This window comes from Hymenobacter puniceus (genome assembly GCF_014333525.1).
Classification (GTDB): domain Bacteria; phylum Bacteroidota; class Bacteroidia; order Cytophagales; family Hymenobacteraceae; genus Hymenobacter.
The window spans coordinates 767,225-785,196 of sequence record NZ_JACSCX010000003.1 but is presented as its reverse complement, the minus strand read 5'-3'; the positions used below and the strand labels follow the sequence as shown (position 1 = coordinate 785,196).

18 protein-coding genes are annotated in these 17,972 nt (G+C 62.0%); 16 read left to right on the top strand and 2 right to left on the bottom strand.

The genetic code is table 11. The features are described from left to right. Positions 1-109: 109 nt before the first annotated feature. The 7 genes from holA to H8B14_RS11975 all read left to right on the top strand — a co-directional run bounded on the left by holA (position 110) and on the right by H8B14_RS11975 (position 4,566). Positions 110-1,189: a DNA polymerase III subunit delta gene (holA, locus tag H8B14_RS12005; RefSeq protein ID WP_187315865.1), complete on the top strand. Its 1,080-nt coding sequence runs from the start codon at positions 110-112 to the stop codon at positions 1,187-1,189. A gap of 227 nt (positions 1,190-1,416) precedes the next feature. After that, positions 1,417-1,614, top strand: coding sequence for a hypothetical protein (locus tag H8B14_RS12000; protein WP_187315864.1), 198 nt, complete (start codon positions 1,417-1,419; stop codon positions 1,612-1,614). A 227-nt stretch (positions 1,615-1,841) separates the two neighbouring features. Then, positions 1,842-2,462: an FMN-dependent NADH-azoreductase gene (locus H8B14_RS11995; RefSeq protein ID WP_187315863.1), complete on the top strand. Its 621-nt coding sequence runs from the start codon at positions 1,842-1,844 to the stop codon at positions 2,460-2,462. A gap of 413 nt (positions 2,463-2,875) precedes the next feature. Beyond that, a complete protein-coding gene (locus tag H8B14_RS11990; protein WP_261989977.1) occupies positions 2,876-3,337 on the top strand; it encodes an MbcA/ParS/Xre antitoxin family protein in 462 nt (153 codons plus the stop codon). A 13-nt stretch (positions 3,338-3,350) separates the two neighbouring features. Then, a complete protein-coding gene (locus H8B14_RS11985) occupies positions 3,351-3,812 on the top strand; it encodes an RES family NAD+ phosphorylase (protein ID WP_187315862.1) in 462 nt (153 codons plus the stop codon). A 258-nt stretch (positions 3,813-4,070) separates the two neighbouring features. Next, a complete protein-coding gene (locus H8B14_RS11980; RefSeq protein WP_187315861.1) occupies positions 4,071-4,277 on the top strand; it encodes a hypothetical protein in 207 nt (68 codons plus the stop codon). Between the two features lie 28 nt (positions 4,278-4,305). Continuing rightward, positions 4,306-4,566, top strand: coding sequence for a hypothetical protein (locus H8B14_RS11975; RefSeq protein ID WP_187315860.1), 261 nt, complete (start codon positions 4,306-4,308; stop codon positions 4,564-4,566). Here H8B14_RS11975 and H8B14_RS11970 read toward each other — a convergent pair whose 3' ends face one another. Then, positions 4,567-4,965: a hypothetical protein gene (locus H8B14_RS11970; RefSeq protein WP_187315859.1), complete on the bottom strand. Its 399-nt coding sequence runs from the start codon at positions 4,963-4,965 to the stop codon at positions 4,567-4,569. A gap of 571 nt (positions 4,966-5,536) precedes the next feature. Between H8B14_RS11970 and H8B14_RS11965 the strand changes: the two genes are divergently transcribed. From H8B14_RS11965 to H8B14_RS11925, 9 genes are all read left to right on the top strand, one after another. Next, complete coding sequence (locus tag H8B14_RS11965; RefSeq protein WP_187315858.1) at positions 5,537-8,749, top strand: tetratricopeptide repeat protein; 3,213 nt, start codon at positions 5,537-5,539, stop codon at positions 8,747-8,749. 101 nt (positions 8,750-8,850) lie between these two features. Next, entirely contained in the window at positions 8,851-10,548 is a 1,698-nt protein-coding gene (locus H8B14_RS11960) for a TonB-dependent receptor (RefSeq protein ID WP_187315857.1), read from the top strand. A gap of 91 nt (positions 10,549-10,639) precedes the next feature. Next, entirely contained in the window at positions 10,640-11,890 is a 1,251-nt protein-coding gene (locus tag H8B14_RS11955; RefSeq protein ID WP_187315856.1) for an HU domain-containing protein, read from the top strand. A gap of 1 nt (position 11,891) precedes the next feature. After that, positions 11,892-12,623, top strand: coding sequence for a MotA/TolQ/ExbB proton channel family protein (locus H8B14_RS11950; protein ID WP_187315855.1), 732 nt, complete (start codon positions 11,892-11,894; stop codon positions 12,621-12,623). A 91-nt stretch (positions 12,624-12,714) separates the two neighbouring features. Further along, entirely contained in the window at positions 12,715-13,125 is a 411-nt protein-coding gene (locus H8B14_RS11945; RefSeq protein WP_044017710.1) for an ExbD/TolR family protein, read from the top strand. A 144-nt stretch (positions 13,126-13,269) separates the two neighbouring features. Continuing rightward, the gene (locus H8B14_RS11940) at positions 13,270-14,154 is read left to right on the top strand and encodes a hypothetical protein (protein ID WP_187315854.1); all 885 of its coding nucleotides are present in this window, start codon (positions 13,270-13,272) and stop codon (positions 14,152-14,154) included. 113 nt (positions 14,155-14,267) lie between these two features. Next, positions 14,268-15,569, top strand: coding sequence for a bifunctional folylpolyglutamate synthase/dihydrofolate synthase (locus tag H8B14_RS11935; protein WP_187315853.1), 1,302 nt, complete (start codon positions 14,268-14,270; stop codon positions 15,567-15,569). Between the two features lie 105 nt (positions 15,570-15,674). After that, positions 15,675-16,337, top strand: a complete 663-nt coding sequence (trmB, locus tag H8B14_RS11930; protein WP_187315852.1) for a tRNA (guanosine(46)-N7)-methyltransferase TrmB — start codon at positions 15,675-15,677, stop codon at positions 16,335-16,337. Between the two features lie 77 nt (positions 16,338-16,414). Next, the gene (locus H8B14_RS11925) at positions 16,415-17,254 is read left to right on the top strand and encodes a maleylpyruvate isomerase N-terminal domain-containing protein (protein WP_187315851.1); all 840 of its coding nucleotides are present in this window, start codon (positions 16,415-16,417) and stop codon (positions 17,252-17,254) included. 39 nt (positions 17,255-17,293) lie between these two features. Here the strand turns inward: H8B14_RS11925 and H8B14_RS11920 are convergent, their stop codons facing one another. Next, complete coding sequence (locus H8B14_RS11920) at positions 17,294-17,923, bottom strand: beta/alpha barrel domain-containing protein (protein WP_187315850.1); 630 nt, start codon at positions 17,921-17,923, stop codon at positions 17,294-17,296. Positions 17,924-17,972: the final 49 nt, after the last annotated feature.

The window sequence follows — 17,972 nt, the reverse complement described above, 5'->3', positions numbered from 1 at the left end:
GGCAAAGGTAAGAGGCAGCCCGTACCTTTGGGTAGGAAGAATTGGGAAGGTGCTCACCAGTGCGCCCGCATCAATTCTTAATTACTAATTGCTCATTACTAATTAAAAATTGACTCTCTCGCCCGACGAAATCCTGAAGCAGCTCCAGCAGCGGCAGTTTGCGCCCGTGTACTTTCTGCAGGGGGAGGAGCCGTACTACATCGATCTGCTGGCCGATCTGCTGGAAAAGCACGTGCTGCCCGAGCACGAGAAGGGCTTCAACCAGGTGGTCATGTACGGCAAGGACACCGACGTGGCCGGCATTCTGGGCCAGGCCAAGCGCTTCCCCATGATGGCCGAACGCTCGGTGGTCATCGTGAAGGAAGCCCAGACCGTGGCCGATCTGGAGGCCGAGAAGTCGTGGCCGTTTCTGGAGGCGTACCTGCGCAATCCGCTGCAAAGCACGGTGCTGGTGTTTTGCTACAAGCACAAAACCCTGGATGCGCGCAAGAAGCTGGGCAAGCTGCTGGCCGGCGACAAAAAGGAGCCTGCCCCGGCCGGCACCGTGCTCATGACCAGCAAAAAGCTATACGACAACCAGGTGGCCCCCTGGCTGAGCAACTACGTGCGCTCCAAAAACCAGCAGATTACGCCCCAGGCCACGGCCATGCTGGCCGAGTACATCGGCGGAGAGCTGGGCCGCCTCACTAACGAGGTGGATAAGATGCTCATCAACCTGTTGCCCGGCCACAGCATCGACGAGGATCTGGTGCAGCGCATGGTGGGCATCAGCAAGGAGTACAACATCTTCGAGCTGCAGAGCGCCTTGGTGCGCCGCGACGTGCTCAAGGCCAACCGCATCCTGCTCTACTTCGAGGCCAACCCCAAGAACAACCCGCTCATCCCGAACCTGACGCTGCTATTCAACTACTTCTCCCGCCTGCTGGTGCTGCACCAGCTGCCCGGCAGCCCCGCAGACGCCGACTGGCTGAAGATGGGCCTACGCTTCCCCATCCAACGCCAGGACTATCAGGTGGGCCTGAAGGTATTCGACTTCCACCGCACCCGCGACATCGTGCACCTCATCCGCCGCGCCGACGCCCAGAGCAAAGGCATCGACAGCGGCTCCATGACCGACGGTGAAATCCTGCGGGAGCTGATCTGGCTCATCATCCACCCGGTGCCGCTGCACGCGGTGGTGGGGCGGTAGCCAGTAGCGCGAAGCCTTTGCTTCGCGTATCGTTGCGGGCTTCCGCCATGCATTGTTCCGCCTTACGCGAAGCAAAGGCTTCGCGCTACACAAGCACTATGCACCCTGACTGCTTCCCGGCCGGGATATCCGGCTTCCCCTCGTGGTGGTAATATGAGGCGTTTGAGCAGCAACTGCTCCGTAAACAGCTGCTGCTTGCTGAGGGGGCTCTAGTAGCGGAATCGGTGATGCGTTTTGCGTGCCCCGCGTGCCGGGAAGTATGGGTGCTATCGGAGCCGGAAGGAGCGTGGCGGGGCTATTTTCTGCCGGAGGCCGCTGCCGCCACTTATGGCCGCTGGCTGACCCTGCGCGAGAAGCTGCGCCGGCTCGGCGGCTTCGGGCTGTTGCTGGCGGCGACGCTGCACTGCGGGTGGTGGTGGTGGTGAGCGTTTGGGGGTGGGGAGTAGTTGTCGGTGCCGAGTTGGCTGGTGAGAAGTACTTGGTAGAGCAAAATAGAAAGAGGTTTGAAACAATGTCGGTACAATTAATGTCTATACATTAATTGTCATTCTCGCGGACCGCATATCTGGCCGAAGCATCGCACCTACGGGGCGGGGCTGGCACGATTTCGCGGGGCAGCGGGGAGACGCCTACTTCTTTCTATTACACTAGCATGAACATTCTGCACGTCATTTCCAGCCCCCGCGGCGGCGCTTCCTTCAGCATTCAACTGGCCAACGGCATCATCGAAAAGCTGCAGGCTGCTTACCCCGGCAGCACCGTCACTACCCGCGACCTGGCCACGCATCCGTTCCCGCAGCTGGAAGAAACCAAGCTGCAGTCCTTCTTCACGCCGCCCGCCAACCGTACGCCCGAGCAGCACGAAGCCGCCCGCCACTCCGACGACGCCATTGCCGAGCTGCAGGCCGCCGACATCATCGTTATCGGTGCGCCGCTTTACAACTTCGGTATCCCGTCCACGCTCAAAGCCTGGATTGACCACATTGCCCGCGCCGGCATCACGTTCAAGTATGTCGATAACGCGCCCCAGGGCCTGGTAACCGGTAAGAAAGTGTACGTGGCCATGTCCAGCGGCGGCATCTACTCGGAAGGTCCTGCTGCCGGCTTCGACTTCGTGGCTCCGTACCTGCAGGCCGTCCTCGGCTTCCTGGGCATGACCGACGTAACGGTAGTGCGGGTAGAAGGCGTTGCCATCCCCGGCGTACAGGATACGGCCCTGGAAAAAGCCCTGAGCAGCGTGAGCATCCCAGAGCCGGCCGAACTTACCGCGTAGCCAGTAGAACGGCGTAGAGACGCAATACTTTGCGCCTCGTCGTTGCTGATGTTGTTAAAAATTCACGCTTCAAGTCGTTCAACGACGAGACGCAACATGTTGTGTCTTTACATTGGCTGCTTCCAGCTTAACCCGCTAGTGAAGATCCATAGCTGGTTCCCTCATTACCAGAAAAGCCCGTCCGGCCTCCCATTGGGGAAATCGGGCGGGCTTTTCTGCTTGGCGGGGGGCCTGTTGAGATGCGCGGGTGTCCCTGAAGCCCCGGTCTATGTAGGAGCCTACGATACCCGCTGATAAGCCCAAGGTACCCGCCTTGGAACGCCCGCGCTGACAGCTCCGGAGAACCAAAGGAAATTTTTCCTCGTTAATCAGAAAAAATTCCATAAGTTCGATTCGCTAACCGAAAATTTACCATGGCCACACCTGCTCATCAACCCAAGATTACGGCCCCCATGCCGGCGGCTTTGCGCAAAAAATGGGCCGCCTGGGGCCGGGCCGGGCAGGACGCCTACGCCTTGGTGATGGAGGCCCGCAAAGGTGTGCCGGCGGCCACGGCGTTTGAGGTGGCCGAGGCCTACCAGCTGCAGGCCCAGGAGCTGGAGGCCATCTACGAGCTATCCACCAAAACCCTGCGCACCTACTCCCAGGAAAAGAAAAACCTGAGCGCAGCCAGCAGCGAGAAAACGCTCAAAATTATCAGCCTCTACAACCTGGGGCTGGAGGTGTTCGGCAACGCGGCGGCCTACCTGCGCTGGCTGGACAAGCCCGCCCACGGCCTCGACGGCGAGATTCCGCTGCGGCTGCTGGAAACCAGCGGCGGCATTGACCTGGTAGCCGAAGAACTCACGCGCATCGCCTACGGCGACTTGTCGTAACCCGAGAATCTGCATGCTGGTTTACCGCATCTGCCTGGCTAAGTATGCCGACGACCTGTTTGCCTCGGGCTACCGGGCGCGCTGGAATTTCAAGGATCAGTTCGTGATTTACACGGCTGCCACCCGGGCGCTGGCCTGCCTTGAAAACGTGGTGCACCGCAGTGGTGAGGGCGTCACCGACCAGTTCCGGGTGCTGGTAATTGAGGTGCCCGACGACGTGCTCATCGAGGAAATCAGCCCCACCCAGCTGCCCACCGACTGGGAAAAAGCCAGCCGCTACGCCGTGTGCCAGCCCCTCGGCGACGCCTGGTACCGCCGCCGCAGCTCGGCGGTGTTGCGCGTGCCTTCGTCCATCGTGCCCCAGGAGTTCAACTACATCCTGCACAGCCGCCACCCCGATTTTAAGCGCATCCGCATCGTGGCCCGGGAGGAATTCCGGTTCGACTCGCGCATCAAGGCGCAGGAAGTGGGCTGAGTGCAGATCAGGATGGATAAGAAGATTTTGACGCTGCTACTTGGGCTGACGTGCCGCTATGGTATAGCGCAACAGCCGCAGAAAGTTACTCGTCTGAGAATATCGGTTTCAGAGATGTTTGCCCACCGGGAGTACGTACTTACCGATAGCACAATTCAGGTTGAGCTACATGGGTTAGGCATCCGGGATACATTGTTTACCAGAGTAATAACACCAGCGGAACGGAGTGCGCTGTTTGCCCCACTGGACCAAGTGTATTTGTCTACGCTAAAAAGCCACTACCGAAACGGCGGCACCGACTCCCACCAGCCCAGCTACACGTTCACAGTGGTGAAGGGAAGTTTCATCAAGCAAATCAGACTGGATGACTACCGACTCAGCTGTCTGATCGGCGTTTCGGAGAAGCTGGATAGGCTTCTTCCTGAGGCCTTCCGGCTACGCTACGCCACTGAAGTGACCAAGTGATTTTTCTGCTCTCTCTGCTGCCTTTCCTATGCAAGTCCTCGACATCATCCCCGTATCCCCCAAAGAAACCTTCCTGATCGGCCACCTGACGGGGCCGGTGCAGCCAGGCAAGTGGGAGTTGCGCCTGAACGGCGAAACCGTGGCCGTGCTGGATATTGTGGGCGAGGCTCAGGTGCAGAACGGGCCCAAGGGCAAGCTGCTGCCGCCCCGCGTGCTGGAGTGCCGCGGCCCGGTAGACCGCCGCGCCATCGACTTCACCCGCGACGAGGTGACGCTGGAGCGGCAGTAGCTAATACCGCTCCTCGCCGCGGGCCGAGCTGAGGTCCAACAGATACTCGCAGGCTTTGCGGAAGCCTTCCTGCTCGTCGGGGCTATAGCGGTAAACCAGGTGGTAGCCGTCGGCCAGGTGGGCTTCCAGCAGCCAGTCGGCACCGTCTATGACGCTGAGGTCTTCACGGGAGGTCAACTGGCGAAACTCACTTTTCAGCAGTAGCTGCTCGAAGCGCTGCCATTGCTCTTGGCTGAGTGAGCGGGTGGTTTCTTCGGCACCAACCGGCATGGGTGGCCGGTTGGCTTCGGCCAATTCCCGCTGCAGGGCGGGGGCTGCCTGTCGCTGGCGAAACTGCGCTTTCAATTTCCTGACTTGCGCCGCCGAGGCATCTGGTGGTATGTACAGGATGTCTACCATCCTGGGGAGGCCGGCCGGTTTATTCAGAAACTGTGTGCGAAGCGTCGGGCCATTTGCCTGCCGGGCCAGGGTCAGCAGAACGGGGCGGTGGAAAGCCCGCAGCCACAGAAACCGATAGGTGTCGGTGCCTCTATAATAATTCGCCAGAACCGGGGCCTTAAATGCGTACAGATTGCGCGAGGCAAATTGCAGGGAGTGAGGAGGGACAGCGTCTGCCGAATCAATGGGGTACGGGAGGAATCCGCCGGGAAATAGAACGTGGTGGAGTCCCGTGGTTGGCCCTGTGCATCGGAAATGGCCGGGTTTTGTGGATAGTTGCTCACGGAATCGTTGGGAGCGGAGCAGCCGGCTAGCAGCAGGAACGGGAGCAGCAAACGGATACGGCGCATAGAGCAGAGGCTAACATATAAAATAGCGGACCGAAGGTAACAACCGCCTTTTGGCTACACCAAACCCGGCCGGTGGCGCGTTAACCTGAGCTAAAAGGCGATTCTGCCGCAACCCAAGCGCGTTTTTAACTACTTTTGGCCAACTCCGGCCCTGGTGGGGCCGCTTCCCGTAACGCCGAGCAATGAAGTTATTCCCCCGGATTGCGCTGGCCGCCTCCCTCAGCGCCGCGGCGCCGCTGGCCGCCCAAGCCCAGCAAACCCAGGTGTTCGCCTCCGACGAGCGCCACTTCCAGGAAGGCCTGGAACTGTTCGACCGTGGCAAGTATGGCGCCGCCCAGCAGGCGTTCCAGCGCTACCTCGACCTAACCCAGCGCCGCACCGGCGAGCTGGCCGAGGGCCGCACCATCGACGCCGAGTACTACTACGCCGTGGCCGGCCTCTACCTGTTTCACCCCGACGCCGAGGACCGGATTCTGGCCTTTGCGCGCCAGAACCCGGCTCACCCCAAGGCTGCCGTGGCGTTTTTCGAGCTGGGCAAGTTCTACTTCGATAAGAAGGACTACGTCAAGGCCATCGACTACCTGCAGCGCGTGGGCGCCGACAATCTGAGCACCGAGCAGCGCGCCGAGTCGGAGTTCAAGCTGGGCTACAGCTACTTCGCCCAGAAGGAGTTCGACAAGGCCAAGCTGCAGTTCGACCGCAACAAGCAGGGCACCCACGAGTACCGCTACGCCAGCTCCTACTACGCCGGCTACCTGGCCTACCGCGCCGGCGACTACGCCGGAGCCCGCCAGGACCTGGCCGTGGCCGAGCAGAACGACGCCTACCGCCCGGTGGTGCCGGCCGTGATGAGCCAGATTTACTACAAGGAAGGCAACTTCGACGGCCTCATCGACTACGGCACCAAGGCCCTGGCCCAGACGCCGCCGCCGCAGTCCGCCGACGAGATTCAGCTGCTGGTGGGCGACGCGTACTATCAGAAGCAGGACTTCAAGCAGGCCGCCGAGTATTTCGATAAGTATGCCGCCGGCCGCAAGAAGATCGAGCCCGAGGTGCAGTACAAAATCGGGTACGCCAACTACAAGCAGGGCGACTTCAAAGGCGCTATCGGCTCGTTCAAGGGCGTAGCCGCCCGCCGCGACTCGCTGGGGCAGAACGCCGCCTACCACCTGGGGCTGAGCTACCTGCAGACCAGCCAGAAGCAGCTGGCCCTGAACTCGTTTGACGCGGCCCGCAAAGCCAGCTTCGACCGGAACATCACCGAAAACGCTACCCTCAAGTACGCGCAGATCAACTACGAGCTGGGCAACACACCGGAGGTAATTGCGGCCCTCAAGGACTTCGGCAAGAAGTACCCGCGCTCCAAAAACCGCGAAGCCGCCGACGACATCCTGAGCGAGAGTTTCCTGAACTCCTCCGACTACGCCCAGGCCCTCAACTACCTCGACAACCTCGACGACCGCAGCGCCAAGCTCGACGCCACCTACCAGCGCGTGTCTTACCTGCAGGCCGCCACGCTCTACAACAACGCCCGCTACACCGAGGCCCTGCCGCTGCTCGATAAGAGTCTGAAATATCCGCAGGACGACGCGCTGCGCGCCGCCGCTCAGGTGCTGAAAGGCGAAATCTACAGCGTGGGCCAGCAGTACCAGCCCGCCATTACGGCCTACACCGCCGCGGCCCGCACCGCCCGCCAGGGTGGCGTGGACGCCGACGAGAAGGTGTTCGAGCAGAAGGCTCGGTACGGCCTCGGCTACGCCTACTACAATACCCAGCAGTATGACCGCGCCCGGCCGCAGTTCCAGGCCTGGCTGCAGGACCCAGCAGCCAAGCCCGCCGACCCCAACTACTACGACGTGAGTTTGCGCCTGGCCGACACCTACTACGTGGCCAAAAACTACACCCAGGCGCTGGAGCTCTACAACAAAGTCATTGCGGCCAACGCCGCCGACAAGGACTACGCCTACTACCAGAAGAGCGTGGTGCTGGGTTTGCTGGGCCGTCGCGACGAAGCGGCCAGCACGCTGGGTACGCTGCTGCGCACCTCGCCCACCTCGCGCTACGCCGACGACGCCGTGTACCAGCAGGCCCAGCTGGATTTCGAGGCTGGCTCGTTTCAGCAGGCCGTGGATGGCTTCTCGCGCCTGATTACCAACCGCCCCAACTCAGCCCTCATTCCGCAGGCGCTGCACAAGCGCGGCGTGGCCTACGCCAACCTGGAGCAGCACGACAAGGCCGCCGCCGACTTCAAGCAGGTGCTGAGCCAGTATCCGCGCACCAAGGCGGCCAGCAGCGCCATCTACTCGCTGCAGGAGAGCTTGTCGGCGCAGGGCAAGACCGAGGAGTTCGACCAGTACCTAGCCCAGTTCAAGCAGCAGAACCCCGACAGCAAAGCCACCGAAAGCGTGGAGTTTGAGGCCGCCAAGTCGCTGTACCTGGCCGAGAAGTACGCCCAGGCCATTCCGCGCCTGGAGTCGTACCTGAAGCAGTACCCCGACAACGCCTTGGCCGCCGACGGCCGCTACTTCCTGGCCGACGCGCTGCTGCGCACCGGCAAGAAGGCCGAGGCACTGCCCAAGCTGAAAGCCGTGGTGCAGGAAGGCAAGTCGGAGTTTGTGAACCGAGCCGTGGGCCGGGTGGCCGAGCTGGAGTTCGAGAACAAGAACTACCCCGAGGCCATCAGCTACTACACGCGGCTGCGCACCTCGTCGCAGAACAAGCGCGAAATTGCCAACGCCGGGCTGGGTTTGATGCGCAGCTACTACGAAAGCGGCGACTTAGAAAACACGCGCCGTGTGGCCCAGGAACTGCAGGCGCAAGCCGCTTCGCCCACCGCCACCAACGCCGCGCTGCTCTACCTGGGCAAGGCCAGCCTCAAAGCCGGCAACTTCGACCAGGCCATTACGGAGCTGAACACGGCCGCCACGGCCGCTGCCGCCGACGAGAACGGCGCCGAAGCCCAATATCTGGTGGCCGACGCGCTGTATCAGCAGAAGAAGTACCCCGAAGCCCTCGACGCCGCCTACAAAACCAACACCTCGAACTACGAGCTGTGGCAGGGCCGGGGCTTCCTGCTCATCTCCGACATCTACGCTGCGCAGGGTGAAAACTTCCAGGCTCGCGCCACGCTCAACTCCATCATCGACAACAAATTTCCGGTGGCCGAGGTGATTGACGGGGCTAAGCAGCGCCTCACCGCGCTGCCCTCCGACAGCCCAGCCGGCGGCACTAAACCTGCCCCAACCAAGCCGGCCACCACCAAGCCCGGCACCAGCAAAGCCCCGACCACGCCTAAGGGCAAAACCGCCGGCCGCAGCTCGTTGCAGCCCAGCACGGCCCAGCCCACCGATACCATCAGCAACCGCACCGACGGTCCGGTAGGCGAGGAGGAATAGGAATAGAGTTGCTTGTGTTGTCTGGAATATTTGTCTGATTATTAATTGGTTGCTGCAGTGTATCTCAACTGATGCCTGCACTGAATCCACTCCCGAACCATATGACGCTTCATCCGTCGAAAATGCTGGCCCTGGCTGGCCTGCTGGCTGCCGTGCCCGCCGTGGCGCAGGCGCAGACTACGCGCCCGAACCCCCGCGGCAAGATCGAGGAGGCCGAAATTGAAATCGTAAAAGAGCGGGTCAACCAGCTGCCCGAAGCCACCCGCAACTTCGAGAAAATCAACATCGCGCCGCCCGCCAAAACCGCGGCCCAGGTGCCGTACACCTACCCCGACTACAAGCTGCCGTCGGACCTGCTCAACCCCTCGGTGCGCGTGCTCACCATCCGGCAGGAGGAGCTGACGCCGCAGACCGGCAACTACCTCAAGGCGGGCATCGGCAACTACGGCACCTTCTTGGGGCGGGCGCACCTGCACAACACGCGCAGCAACGCCGCTTCCTACGGGCTCGATCTGAACCACCTGTCGTCGAGCCGCGGCCCGGTTGACAAGCAGAACTCCGGCCAGAGCCGCACCAGCCTGGGCGTGCACGGCGAAACTTACAGCGGCAGCACGGCGCTGGGCGCCAAGGTGGACGTGGGGCGGGAGCGGTACAACTTCTATGGCTACAACCGCGACCGGGCCGACCTGCCCGTAGCCGACAGCCTTAAGCAAACCTTCTTCCGGGCCGATGCTAAGGTGTACGCCCGCAACCGCGCCACCGACGCCGCCTTCCAGTATGACGTAGCTCTGGGTTTCCGGCACTGGAACGACCGGTTTGAGGCCAAGGAAAACAACATCTACGCCGAGTTGCGCTCCAGCTACGCCCTGAGCGAAAGCAGCCGCGTGACCGTCAATGGCGACCTGTCGTTCATTTCCTTCAAGGATTCGCTGAGCTACCGCCGGCCCTTCCTGCAGGTGACGCCGGCCTACAACCTCACCCTCAACCGTCTGGCCCTGACCGTAGGCGCCACCTTGGGCTACACCGGCGACACCATCCGCGACGTGTCGCAGTTCAAGGTGTACCCGGCCGTGCGGGTGGGCTATACCGTCACGGAAGACAAATTGGTGGTATTCGCGGGCCTGGGTGGCGGTTTGCAGCGCGTGAGCATGTACGACCTGACCACCGAAAACCCCTGGCTGGCCCCAAACCAGCGCGTGGCCGACACGCACCGCGGCCCCACGCTGTACTTCGGCTTCCAGGCCGCGCCGGCCCGTGCGCTGGAGGTGAATGCCAAGGTGACGCTCAGCAACGACCGGAACCTGTACTTCTACAACAACTCCCGCCGCGACTCCACCAAGTTCGACCTGGTCTACGACAAGAAAGCCACCCAGCTGCTTAATGTCCACGGCGAAATCATCTACAACGCGGCCGAGAAAACCCGCATTGGCCTCAAAGCCGACTACAACGGCTACAACGTGAAGACGCTGGCCGAGGCCTTCCACCGGCCGGCCTTCCAGTCGGTGCTGTTTGCCTCGCACAACGTGTATGAAAAGCTGTTGCTGGGCGCTGAGCTCTACACCTACAGCTCCAGCTTCGGCTCGGGCTACCGCTACGGCGCCAATGCCCTGCAGCCCCGCGAATTCGTGCGCCCCACCGACTCCGTAATCGACCTGAATCTGCGCGCCGATTACCGCATTATGGAAAATCTAAGCATCTTTGCTCAAGGCAATAACCTGCTTAACCGTCAATATGAGCGGTTCCTCAACTACCCGGTGAAGGGAATCAACGTATTGGCCGGTGTCACCTACGACTTCTAAAATTAGTGCTTGGTGCCTGGTGCTTAGTGCATAGGTCGTGCTACGACCAGTTACTAAATACCAAGCACCAGGCACTACGCACTAAACATATATGCCGCTCTCCGACCATATCCGCACCCTGCTCCGGGACCATGACTGCGTCATCATCCCCGATTTTGGCGGCCTGATTGCCGACTACGCGCCTGCCCGCATTCATCCGGTGCGGCACACGCTGGCCCCGCCGGCCAAGCGCGTAGCCTTCAACCAGTCGCTGACCCGCAACGACGGGTTGCTGGTAGATGCGCTGAGTGCGCGCCTCAACCTGACCACGGCGCAGGCCCGCCAGCTGGTGCGCGAAGCGGTAGTGCGCATGCAGGAAGAGCTGGACGCCAACCAGCGCACTGAGCTGAGCGGCATCGGCACGTTCCGCCGCTCTGCCGGCCGCGGCCTGGAGTTTGAGTACACCGGCACCGACAATTTGCTGTCGGCCAGCTTCGGGCTGCCGGAGTTGGTGTCGCGCCCGGTGCGCGCCACCGATGCGCTGAACTCGCGCGAGCGGCAGCCGGCCGTGCCGCAGCTGGCCATCGTGCGCCGCCGCGCCTCGCGGCTGGTTTACAATGCCCTTACCGCCGTGGTGGTAGGGCTGATGTTCTCGGCCAGCTATATGTTTGCCGATCAGCAAGGCTACTTGCCGCAGAGCTTGCGCCTGCCAGCTTTTCAGGAAGTGAGTGCCACCACGCCGCAAATCCAGCCAGTGGTAACTGCGCCGGCCATCAGCCGTCAGCAGGCCGCCCTTACGCCCCCCGATAACTACGCCGCCACGCCCGCCTCTGAAACCCCAGCGCCAGAAGTAGCTGTAGCAACGCCAACGGTGGTAAATAAGCCCGCCGTAGCCAGCAAGCCGGTAGCTGTAACGCCAGCCGTTGTGGTCCGGAAAGCTCCGGCCGCTGCGCCCGCCGCAAAAGTGACTCCGGCCGTGGCTGCCTCGGTAGCTGCCGTAAAACCCGCCAGCAAAGACGTGCAGGCTCCGGCCGCTAAATCGGCCAAAGCAGCGGTGAAAGCGCCGGGTTGGGAAAAAGCCCGCGCCACCAATGCAACCCCGGTAGCCAGCAGCGCGACAATTAACAGCCGCACCAACCGTTACTACGTGGTGGCCGGTTCGTATACCAGCCTCAAAAATGCGGAAAAAGGCCGTCAGGCCCTGATTCGGTTGGGTCACCCGGCCCGCGTGATTCTGCCGCAGGCCGGTAGCCGGCAATTCAAGCTCTCCGTTGCCGACTTCGCCGACCGCACCTCGGCCGACCGGCAGGCCACCATCCTGCGCAAGCGGATGGGTTCCTCTCTCTGGGTACTCAATTACTAGCATGACCGTATTGCTTTCCCTGCTGCTTCAGATGCAAATCGGCAGCGCGCCCGCCGCCGGCGCGGCCACCGCCGACTCCACCGCCACGGCCGCCAACGCGGCTGCCAACGCCGCCGCCGCCGACCTTTCGCTGGTAGATTTGATTGTGAAGGGCGGGGGCATCATGATTCCGCTGTTTCTGCTGTCGTTTGTGTCGCTCTACATCATTATTGAGCGCTACATCACTATCCGCAAAGCCGCGGCTGTGCCGGAGTCGTTCATGCCCGGCATCCGCAACCTGATGGTGAAAGGCGACTTGCAGGGCGCCAAAATGTTGTGTGCACAGACGGCCACGCCACTGGCCCGCATGATCGAGAAAGGCATCCGCCGCATCGGTTTGCCGCTGAAAGACATCGAAACCAGCGTGGAGAATGTCGGCAAAGTGGAAATTGCCCGCCTCGAAAAGAACATCAGCATCCTGGGCATTATTGCCGGCATTGCGCCGATGCTGGGTTTCGTGGGTACCATCATCGGGGTTATCAAGATCTTCTACGCCATCAGTGCCACCGGCGACTTCGGCATTGCTCAGATTTCGGGCGGTCTGTACACCAAGATGGTGACGTCGGCTACCGGCCTGATTGTGGGTATCATTGCCCACATCGGCTACCACTGGCTCAGCATCATGGTCGAGCGCCTGGTGTTCCGCATGGAAAATTCGGCTATCGAGTTCATGGATATCTTGCAGGACAACTAAGTAGTTGTCAGTTACTCGGTATCAGTTGTCAGGCTTTTTTACTAGCCGCAACGGGTAACTAACAACTTACGACCAACAACTGACAACTCCAATGAATTTAAGCCGGCGCCGTAAGCTTTCCTCGCACGTCGAAACCAGCTCGATGAACGACATCATGTTCTTTTTGATGCTGTTCTTCCTGATTGTGTCGACGATGGTGAACCCCAATATCATCAAGCTGATGCTGCCCAATGCCAAAAGCAGCAAGCAGATGATGAAGCAGCCCATTACGATTTCTGTGGACGCTGCCGGCGGCTACTTCATCGACCGGCAGCCAACTAGCGCCGCCCAGCTTGAAGGTGAGCTGCAGCGCCGCGTGCAGGGCCTCGACAGCCCCACCGCTGTGCTGCGCGTAGATGCCTCCCTGAACGTGCAGAAGCTCGTCGACATCCTGGAAATCGGCAACCGCCTCAAGATTAAAATGGTGATGGCCACCCAGGCCCAGCAGGCCGCCGGGAAATAGGTTGGGTGATGAGGTAATGAAGTGAAGACGTGAAGAGGAAACAGGCGAGGAAAATCATCCGGCTTGTTGTTCTGAACCTTTGGCACTTTACATCCCTTACCTAATCACCTGATTTCTTCATCACCTCATCACCTCATCACCACAATGGAATACCGCGAAGAACATCGGAAGGAAGCCCTGGTTGGCACCGTGCTGCTGCACGCGGCCCTGGCTGCCGTGTTCTTCTTCACGGTCTTCAAAGGCCCTGACCCGCCCCTCGACGCGCTGGGCGGCGACGGAGTAGAGCTAAACTACGGCGTAGACGAAGCCGGCTCCGGTGACATCCAAAGCCTAGCCACCGCCAACGACTCGCGCAACCGCGAAGACAGCCGCCCGCCCGCCTCCAACCCCGACCCGCAGCCGACGCCCCCGCAGCCCCAGACGGCGCCACCCGTGCCGCAGCAGGCCGCCGAGGCCCGCACCGTGACGAGTGAGGCTGAGGAAAGCCCGGTGGCCGCGCCAACCGTGGAGAAACCGTCGCCGGCCCCAAAAGAGGAAGTGAAGGAAGCACCCAAGCCCGCCGAGCGCCCGCGCACGCTCTACACGCCTAAAGGCAGCGCCAATGGCGGTGGCAACGGCGTGAACGGCTCTAGCAACGCCCCCACCGGCAACAATAACGGCGACCGGCCCGGCTCCGTCGGCGACCAGGGCGACCCGAATGGCTCACTGGATGCCAAGGCCCTCTACGGCCAGCCCGGCAGCGGCGGCAGCGGCAGTAGCCCCGGCTCGGGCGGCTTGGAAATGAGCGGCTGGGCTTTCGTCAACCGGCCTACGGCGCCGGCTATCGACAACAACTCCGGCTTCGTACGCTTCAAAATCAAAGTAAATGCCGACGGTGAAGTGGAGGCCGTGACCAAAGTATCGGGCAACGTGTCGGCGGCGCAGGAGCGGGCCTGCCGCGACGCGCTGGAAAACGCCGAATTCCGCCGCACCAACTCCGCCAACGGCGGCGGCACCGGCTTCTACACGTTCCGCTTTACGGTGCGCTAAGTTTCAAGGCACAGAGAACATCACCGGGCCGCCGGCTGGAGAAATCCGGCTGGCGGCTTTGTTTTGCGGGCAGTAGCGCGAACTTTGTAGTTCGCGCTACTGCTCCCGCCGCAATGACCTACCAGCAAACCCTCGATTATCTGTATAGCCAGCTGCCCATGTTTCAGCGGGTGGGGGAAGCTGGCTACAAGCCGGGGCTAGAACGGACCGAGGCGCTGGCCGCGGCCATGGGCAACCCTGAGCGGCAGTTGCGCTGCGTACACGTGGCGGGCACCAACGGCAAGGGCAGCAGCTCCAACCTGCTGGCGGCGGTGCTGCAGGCGGCCGGCTACAAGGTGGGGCTCTACACTTCACCGCACCTCAAGGAATTCACGGAGCGTATCAAAATCAACGGGCAGGATTTAGCGCCCGACTACCTAGTGGCATGGGTGGCGCGCTGGCAGCCGCTGTTTGCCGAGCTGCAGCCGTCGTTTTTCGAGATGTGCGTGGCGTTGGCCTTTGCCTACTTCGCCGAAGAGCAGGTAGACGTGGCCGTGGTGGAAGTGGGGTTGGGCGGCCGCCTGGATTCCACCAACATCATCACGCCGCTCGTCTCGCTCATCACCAACATCAGCTACGACCACCAGAATCTGCTCGGCAACACGCTGCCGCAGATTGCCAGTGAAAAAGCCGGCATCATCAAGCCGGGTGTGCCGGCCATCGTCAGCCAGACCCAGCCCGAAGTGCAGGCCGTGTTCGAGCAGAAAGCTGCCGAGGTGCAGGCCCCGCTGCTCTTCGCCGACCAGCACTACCTGGCCGAGCTGGCCGCCCCGCCGGCACCCGATGAGGAAACCCAACAGCTCACCATCACCCAACCCAACGGCCAGCTGCTGCTCGCCGACCTGGAGCTGGGTTTGGTGGGTGACTACCAGCGTCTGAACCTGCCCGGCGTGCTGGCCGCGGTGGATGAGCTGCGCCGGCAGGGGGTCACGATTCCGGAAGCTGCCGTGCGCGAAGGACTGCGCGACGTGCGCCGCCTCACCGGTTTCCTGGGCCGCTGGACTATCCTGGGCCGCCAGCCGCTGGTAATTTGCGACACGGGCCACAACGAGGCCGGCATCCGGTTTATCGTGGGGCAGCTGGCGCGGCTGCCCATGCAGCGGCTGCATTTCGTGCTGGGTGTGGTCAACGACAAAGACGTGACCAAAATGCTGAGCCTGCTGCCCCAAGAGGCGACCTACTATTTCTGCCAAGCCACCATCCCGCGGGCTATGCCGGCCGCCGAGCTGGCCGAACGGGCCGCGGCGGCCGGCTTGCAGGGCGTCGTATGGGGGCCGGTTCCGGCTGCCGTGCGCGCCGCCCGCGCCGCCGCCGGCCCCAATGATGTGGTGTTCATCGGGGGCAGTACCTTTGTGGTAGCCGAAGTGGACTTCTGAGTTGTTAGTTGCGGGTTGTTAGTTGTCAGGTGTTTACTTGAAAATTGATTAACCAGTAACTAACAACTGACAACCAGCAACTAACATCTAAATACCCAACGCCCAGTGCCCCGTATCAAACTCCAACGCTTCGCCGAAAACGCCGAACGGCCCGACATTGTAGAACCCGGCAAAGCCAACTACGAGCAGCTGCGCGGCCGCTGGCACGTGGAATTCTTCGGCACCGAGCACCCCATTACGCTGGAAGTGGGTTGCGGCAAAGGCGAATACACGGTGGGCTTGGCGGCCCGCTATCCGGAGCGCAGCTTTCTGGGCCTCGACATCAAGGGCGAAAGAATCTGGCGCGGCAGCAAGCGGGCCGAGGAGCAGGGCTTGCGCAACGTAGGCTTCGTGCGCACCCGGGCCCACGATTTGCTGCAACATTTTGCGCCCGCCGAACTGGCTGAAATCTGGATTACGTTTCCCGACCCGCGCCCGCGTGACCGGGACATCAAGCGCCGCCTGACCTCGCCGCGCTTCCTGGACCTGTACCGGCAGATTCTGCAGCCCGGCGGCCTCGTCCACCTCAAAACCGACAACGAGGACCTGTTCGACTACACCCTGGAAGTGCTGACCGAGCGGCCCGGTGTCACCATTCTGGCCCAGACCAAAGACCTGTACGCTACGCCGGAGCTGCTGCCGCACGCCGAGGACATCGTCACGAACTTTGAAAGCAAGTACCGCGCCCAGGGCGTGCCCATCAAGTACGTGCAGTTTCAGCTGAGTTAGGGCGTTGTTGGTAGCCCAGGCAGCCGCTTACAGTCGCCCGCATTCCGCCTGAAGTTGCCCGCTTACAATTCGAAGACATGGAGCCATTACCCATGCTGTCCACTGCGCACTTGTTTCCGGTACTAGATGCGCGACTGCAGGAACTGCTTGGCTCGCTGACCCTGGCGGAATGGGAGCAGCCGACGCTGGCGCCGCAGTGGCGGGTGCGCGACGTGGCTCTGCATTTGCTCGACGGTAACCTGCGCACGCTCTCGATGCTGCGGGATGGGCACTTTGGGGCCGGCGCCCCGCGCAGTGCGGCCTACCCCGATGTGGTAGCCTACCTCAATCAGCTCAACAATGACTGGGTGGCGGCGGGACAGCGCCTCAGCCCGGCCATCATCAGGTGGCTGCTGGAGTTGAGCGGAGCCGCGTACAATGCGTATATCAGCGCCTTACTGCCCTTCGAGCCGGCCGTGTTTCCGGTGGCCTGGGCGGGTGAAGAAACGTCCCTGAACTGGTTTCACGTGGCCCGGGAGTACACCGAGAAGTGGCACCATCAGCAGCAGATCCGGCAGGCAGTGGGGCAGGAGGCGCCGCTGTTTGCCTTGGCGCTTTACGAGCCGTTTCTGAGTGCCTGCCTGCGGGCCTTGCCGCACCACTACCGCGCGGTTCTGGCCCCGGTGGGCACCGTACTGGCTCTGGTCATTACGGGAGCCAGCGGCAATACCTGGTATCTGCGGCGGGCCGAAAACGGCTGGGAGCTGGGGACCAACTACTCCGGGCCGGTGGCTACGCACGTCATGCTCGATGGAAAGGTGGCCTGGCGGCTTTTCACGAAAAGTCTGCCGCGGGAGCTGGCGGCAAAGCATTTGCGGGCCGAAGGAGACCAGGCGCTAGCCGAGCCGCTATACAGCCTGATTACGGTTATGGCCTGACGAGCCTGTGCAGGCCAAGCGCCACTACGGCGCCCGGCTTTACGCCTCCAGCTCCTCAAACACCGCTTCCAGCTCGGTGAAGTCGCGCAGGCCAGGCTTGATTTCGTCGCCGCCTTCCAGCACAATGCCGGCCGGCCGCACCATCTCTACCAGCTTCCGTACCGAGTTGCCGGTGCTGGCTGCAAAGCCGGTGCCCAGCCATACCGGAAACATGCGCGCCTGCTGGGTGAGCCGGGTGAGCTGAATGGCTGAAAGCAATTCCTGTGGCGGCGTGGCCAGAATAAAGCCGGTCAGGTGGGGCTGCTGCTCGCGGAAGCGGGTGTCCACGTCCTCGGGCAGCATATCCGGAATCCAGCGGATCAGCTTCTGGGCCGGCAGCTGTAGCAGGGAGAGGTCGGCGGGCGTGCGGCGGCGGTGCAGCAGCACGTCCTTCAGCCCGCACTGAGTGGCTATGGCGTTGATGCCGGCGGCGGGCATCGTATCAAACTCGCCCACCAGCTCTACGCCGGCCACCCAGCCGCTGATTTCCTGTACGGCTTCGGGCGTGAGGTAGCCCGGCAAGGTGGGGTCGAGCAGGAAGGAAAGGCGGTCGGCGCCCATGCCGGCGCAGTAGCGGGCATCGGACAGGTTGTTGATACCGCGCACCAGCACGGACGTAAGCAAAGCCATAGCAGAGGAAAATTAGGCGTGCCACTCCGCAAAAAGGGAGGGGCGGCAA

What these genes read in the sequence shown, in the direction of transcription:
- H8B14_RS11975 (WP_187315860.1), top strand. Translation starts at nt 4,306, where the DNA reads ATGCAAGTCCTCGACATCATCCCCGTATCCCCCAAAGAAACCTTCCTG.
- H8B14_RS12000 (WP_187315864.1), top strand. Translation starts at nt 1,417, where the DNA reads ATGCGTTTTGCGTGCCCCGCGTGCCGGGAAGTATGGGTGCTATCGGAG.
- H8B14_RS11940 (WP_187315854.1), top strand. Translation starts at nt 13,270, where the DNA reads ATGGAATACCGCGAAGAACATCGGAAGGAAGCCCTGGTTGGCACCGTG.
- H8B14_RS11945 (WP_044017710.1), top strand. Translation starts at nt 12,715, where the DNA reads ATGAATTTAAGCCGGCGCCGTAAGCTTTCCTCGCACGTCGAAACCAGC.
- H8B14_RS11990 (WP_261989977.1), top strand. Translation starts at nt 2,876, where the DNA reads ATGGCCACACCTGCTCATCAACCCAAGATTACGGCCCCCATGCCGGCG.
- H8B14_RS11995 (WP_187315863.1), top strand. Translation starts at nt 1,842, where the DNA reads ATGAACATTCTGCACGTCATTTCCAGCCCCCGCGGCGGCGCTTCCTTC.
- H8B14_RS11955 (WP_187315856.1), top strand. Translation starts at nt 10,640, where the DNA reads ATGCCGCTCTCCGACCATATCCGCACCCTGCTCCGGGACCATGACTGC.
- H8B14_RS11920 (WP_187315850.1), bottom strand. Translation starts at nt 17,923, where the DNA reads ATGGCTTTGCTTACGTCCGTGCTGGTGCGCGGTATCAACAACCTGTCC.
- H8B14_RS11960 (WP_187315857.1), top strand. Translation starts at nt 8,851, where the DNA reads ATGACGCTTCATCCGTCGAAAATGCTGGCCCTGGCTGGCCTGCTGGCT.
- H8B14_RS11935 (WP_187315853.1), top strand. Translation starts at nt 14,268, where the DNA reads ATGACCTACCAGCAAACCCTCGATTATCTGTATAGCCAGCTGCCCATG.
- H8B14_RS11965 (WP_187315858.1), top strand. Translation starts at nt 5,537, where the DNA reads ATGAAGTTATTCCCCCGGATTGCGCTGGCCGCCTCCCTCAGCGCCGCG.
- H8B14_RS11950 (WP_187315855.1), top strand. Translation starts at nt 11,892, where the DNA reads ATGACCGTATTGCTTTCCCTGCTGCTTCAGATGCAAATCGGCAGCGCG.
- H8B14_RS11925 (WP_187315851.1), top strand. Translation starts at nt 16,415, where the DNA reads ATGGAGCCATTACCCATGCTGTCCACTGCGCACTTGTTTCCGGTACTA.
- H8B14_RS11970 (WP_187315859.1), bottom strand. Translation starts at nt 4,965, where the DNA reads ATGGTAGACATCCTGTACATACCACCAGATGCCTCGGCGGCGCAAGTC.
- H8B14_RS11985 (WP_187315862.1), top strand. Translation starts at nt 3,351, where the DNA reads ATGCTGGTTTACCGCATCTGCCTGGCTAAGTATGCCGACGACCTGTTT.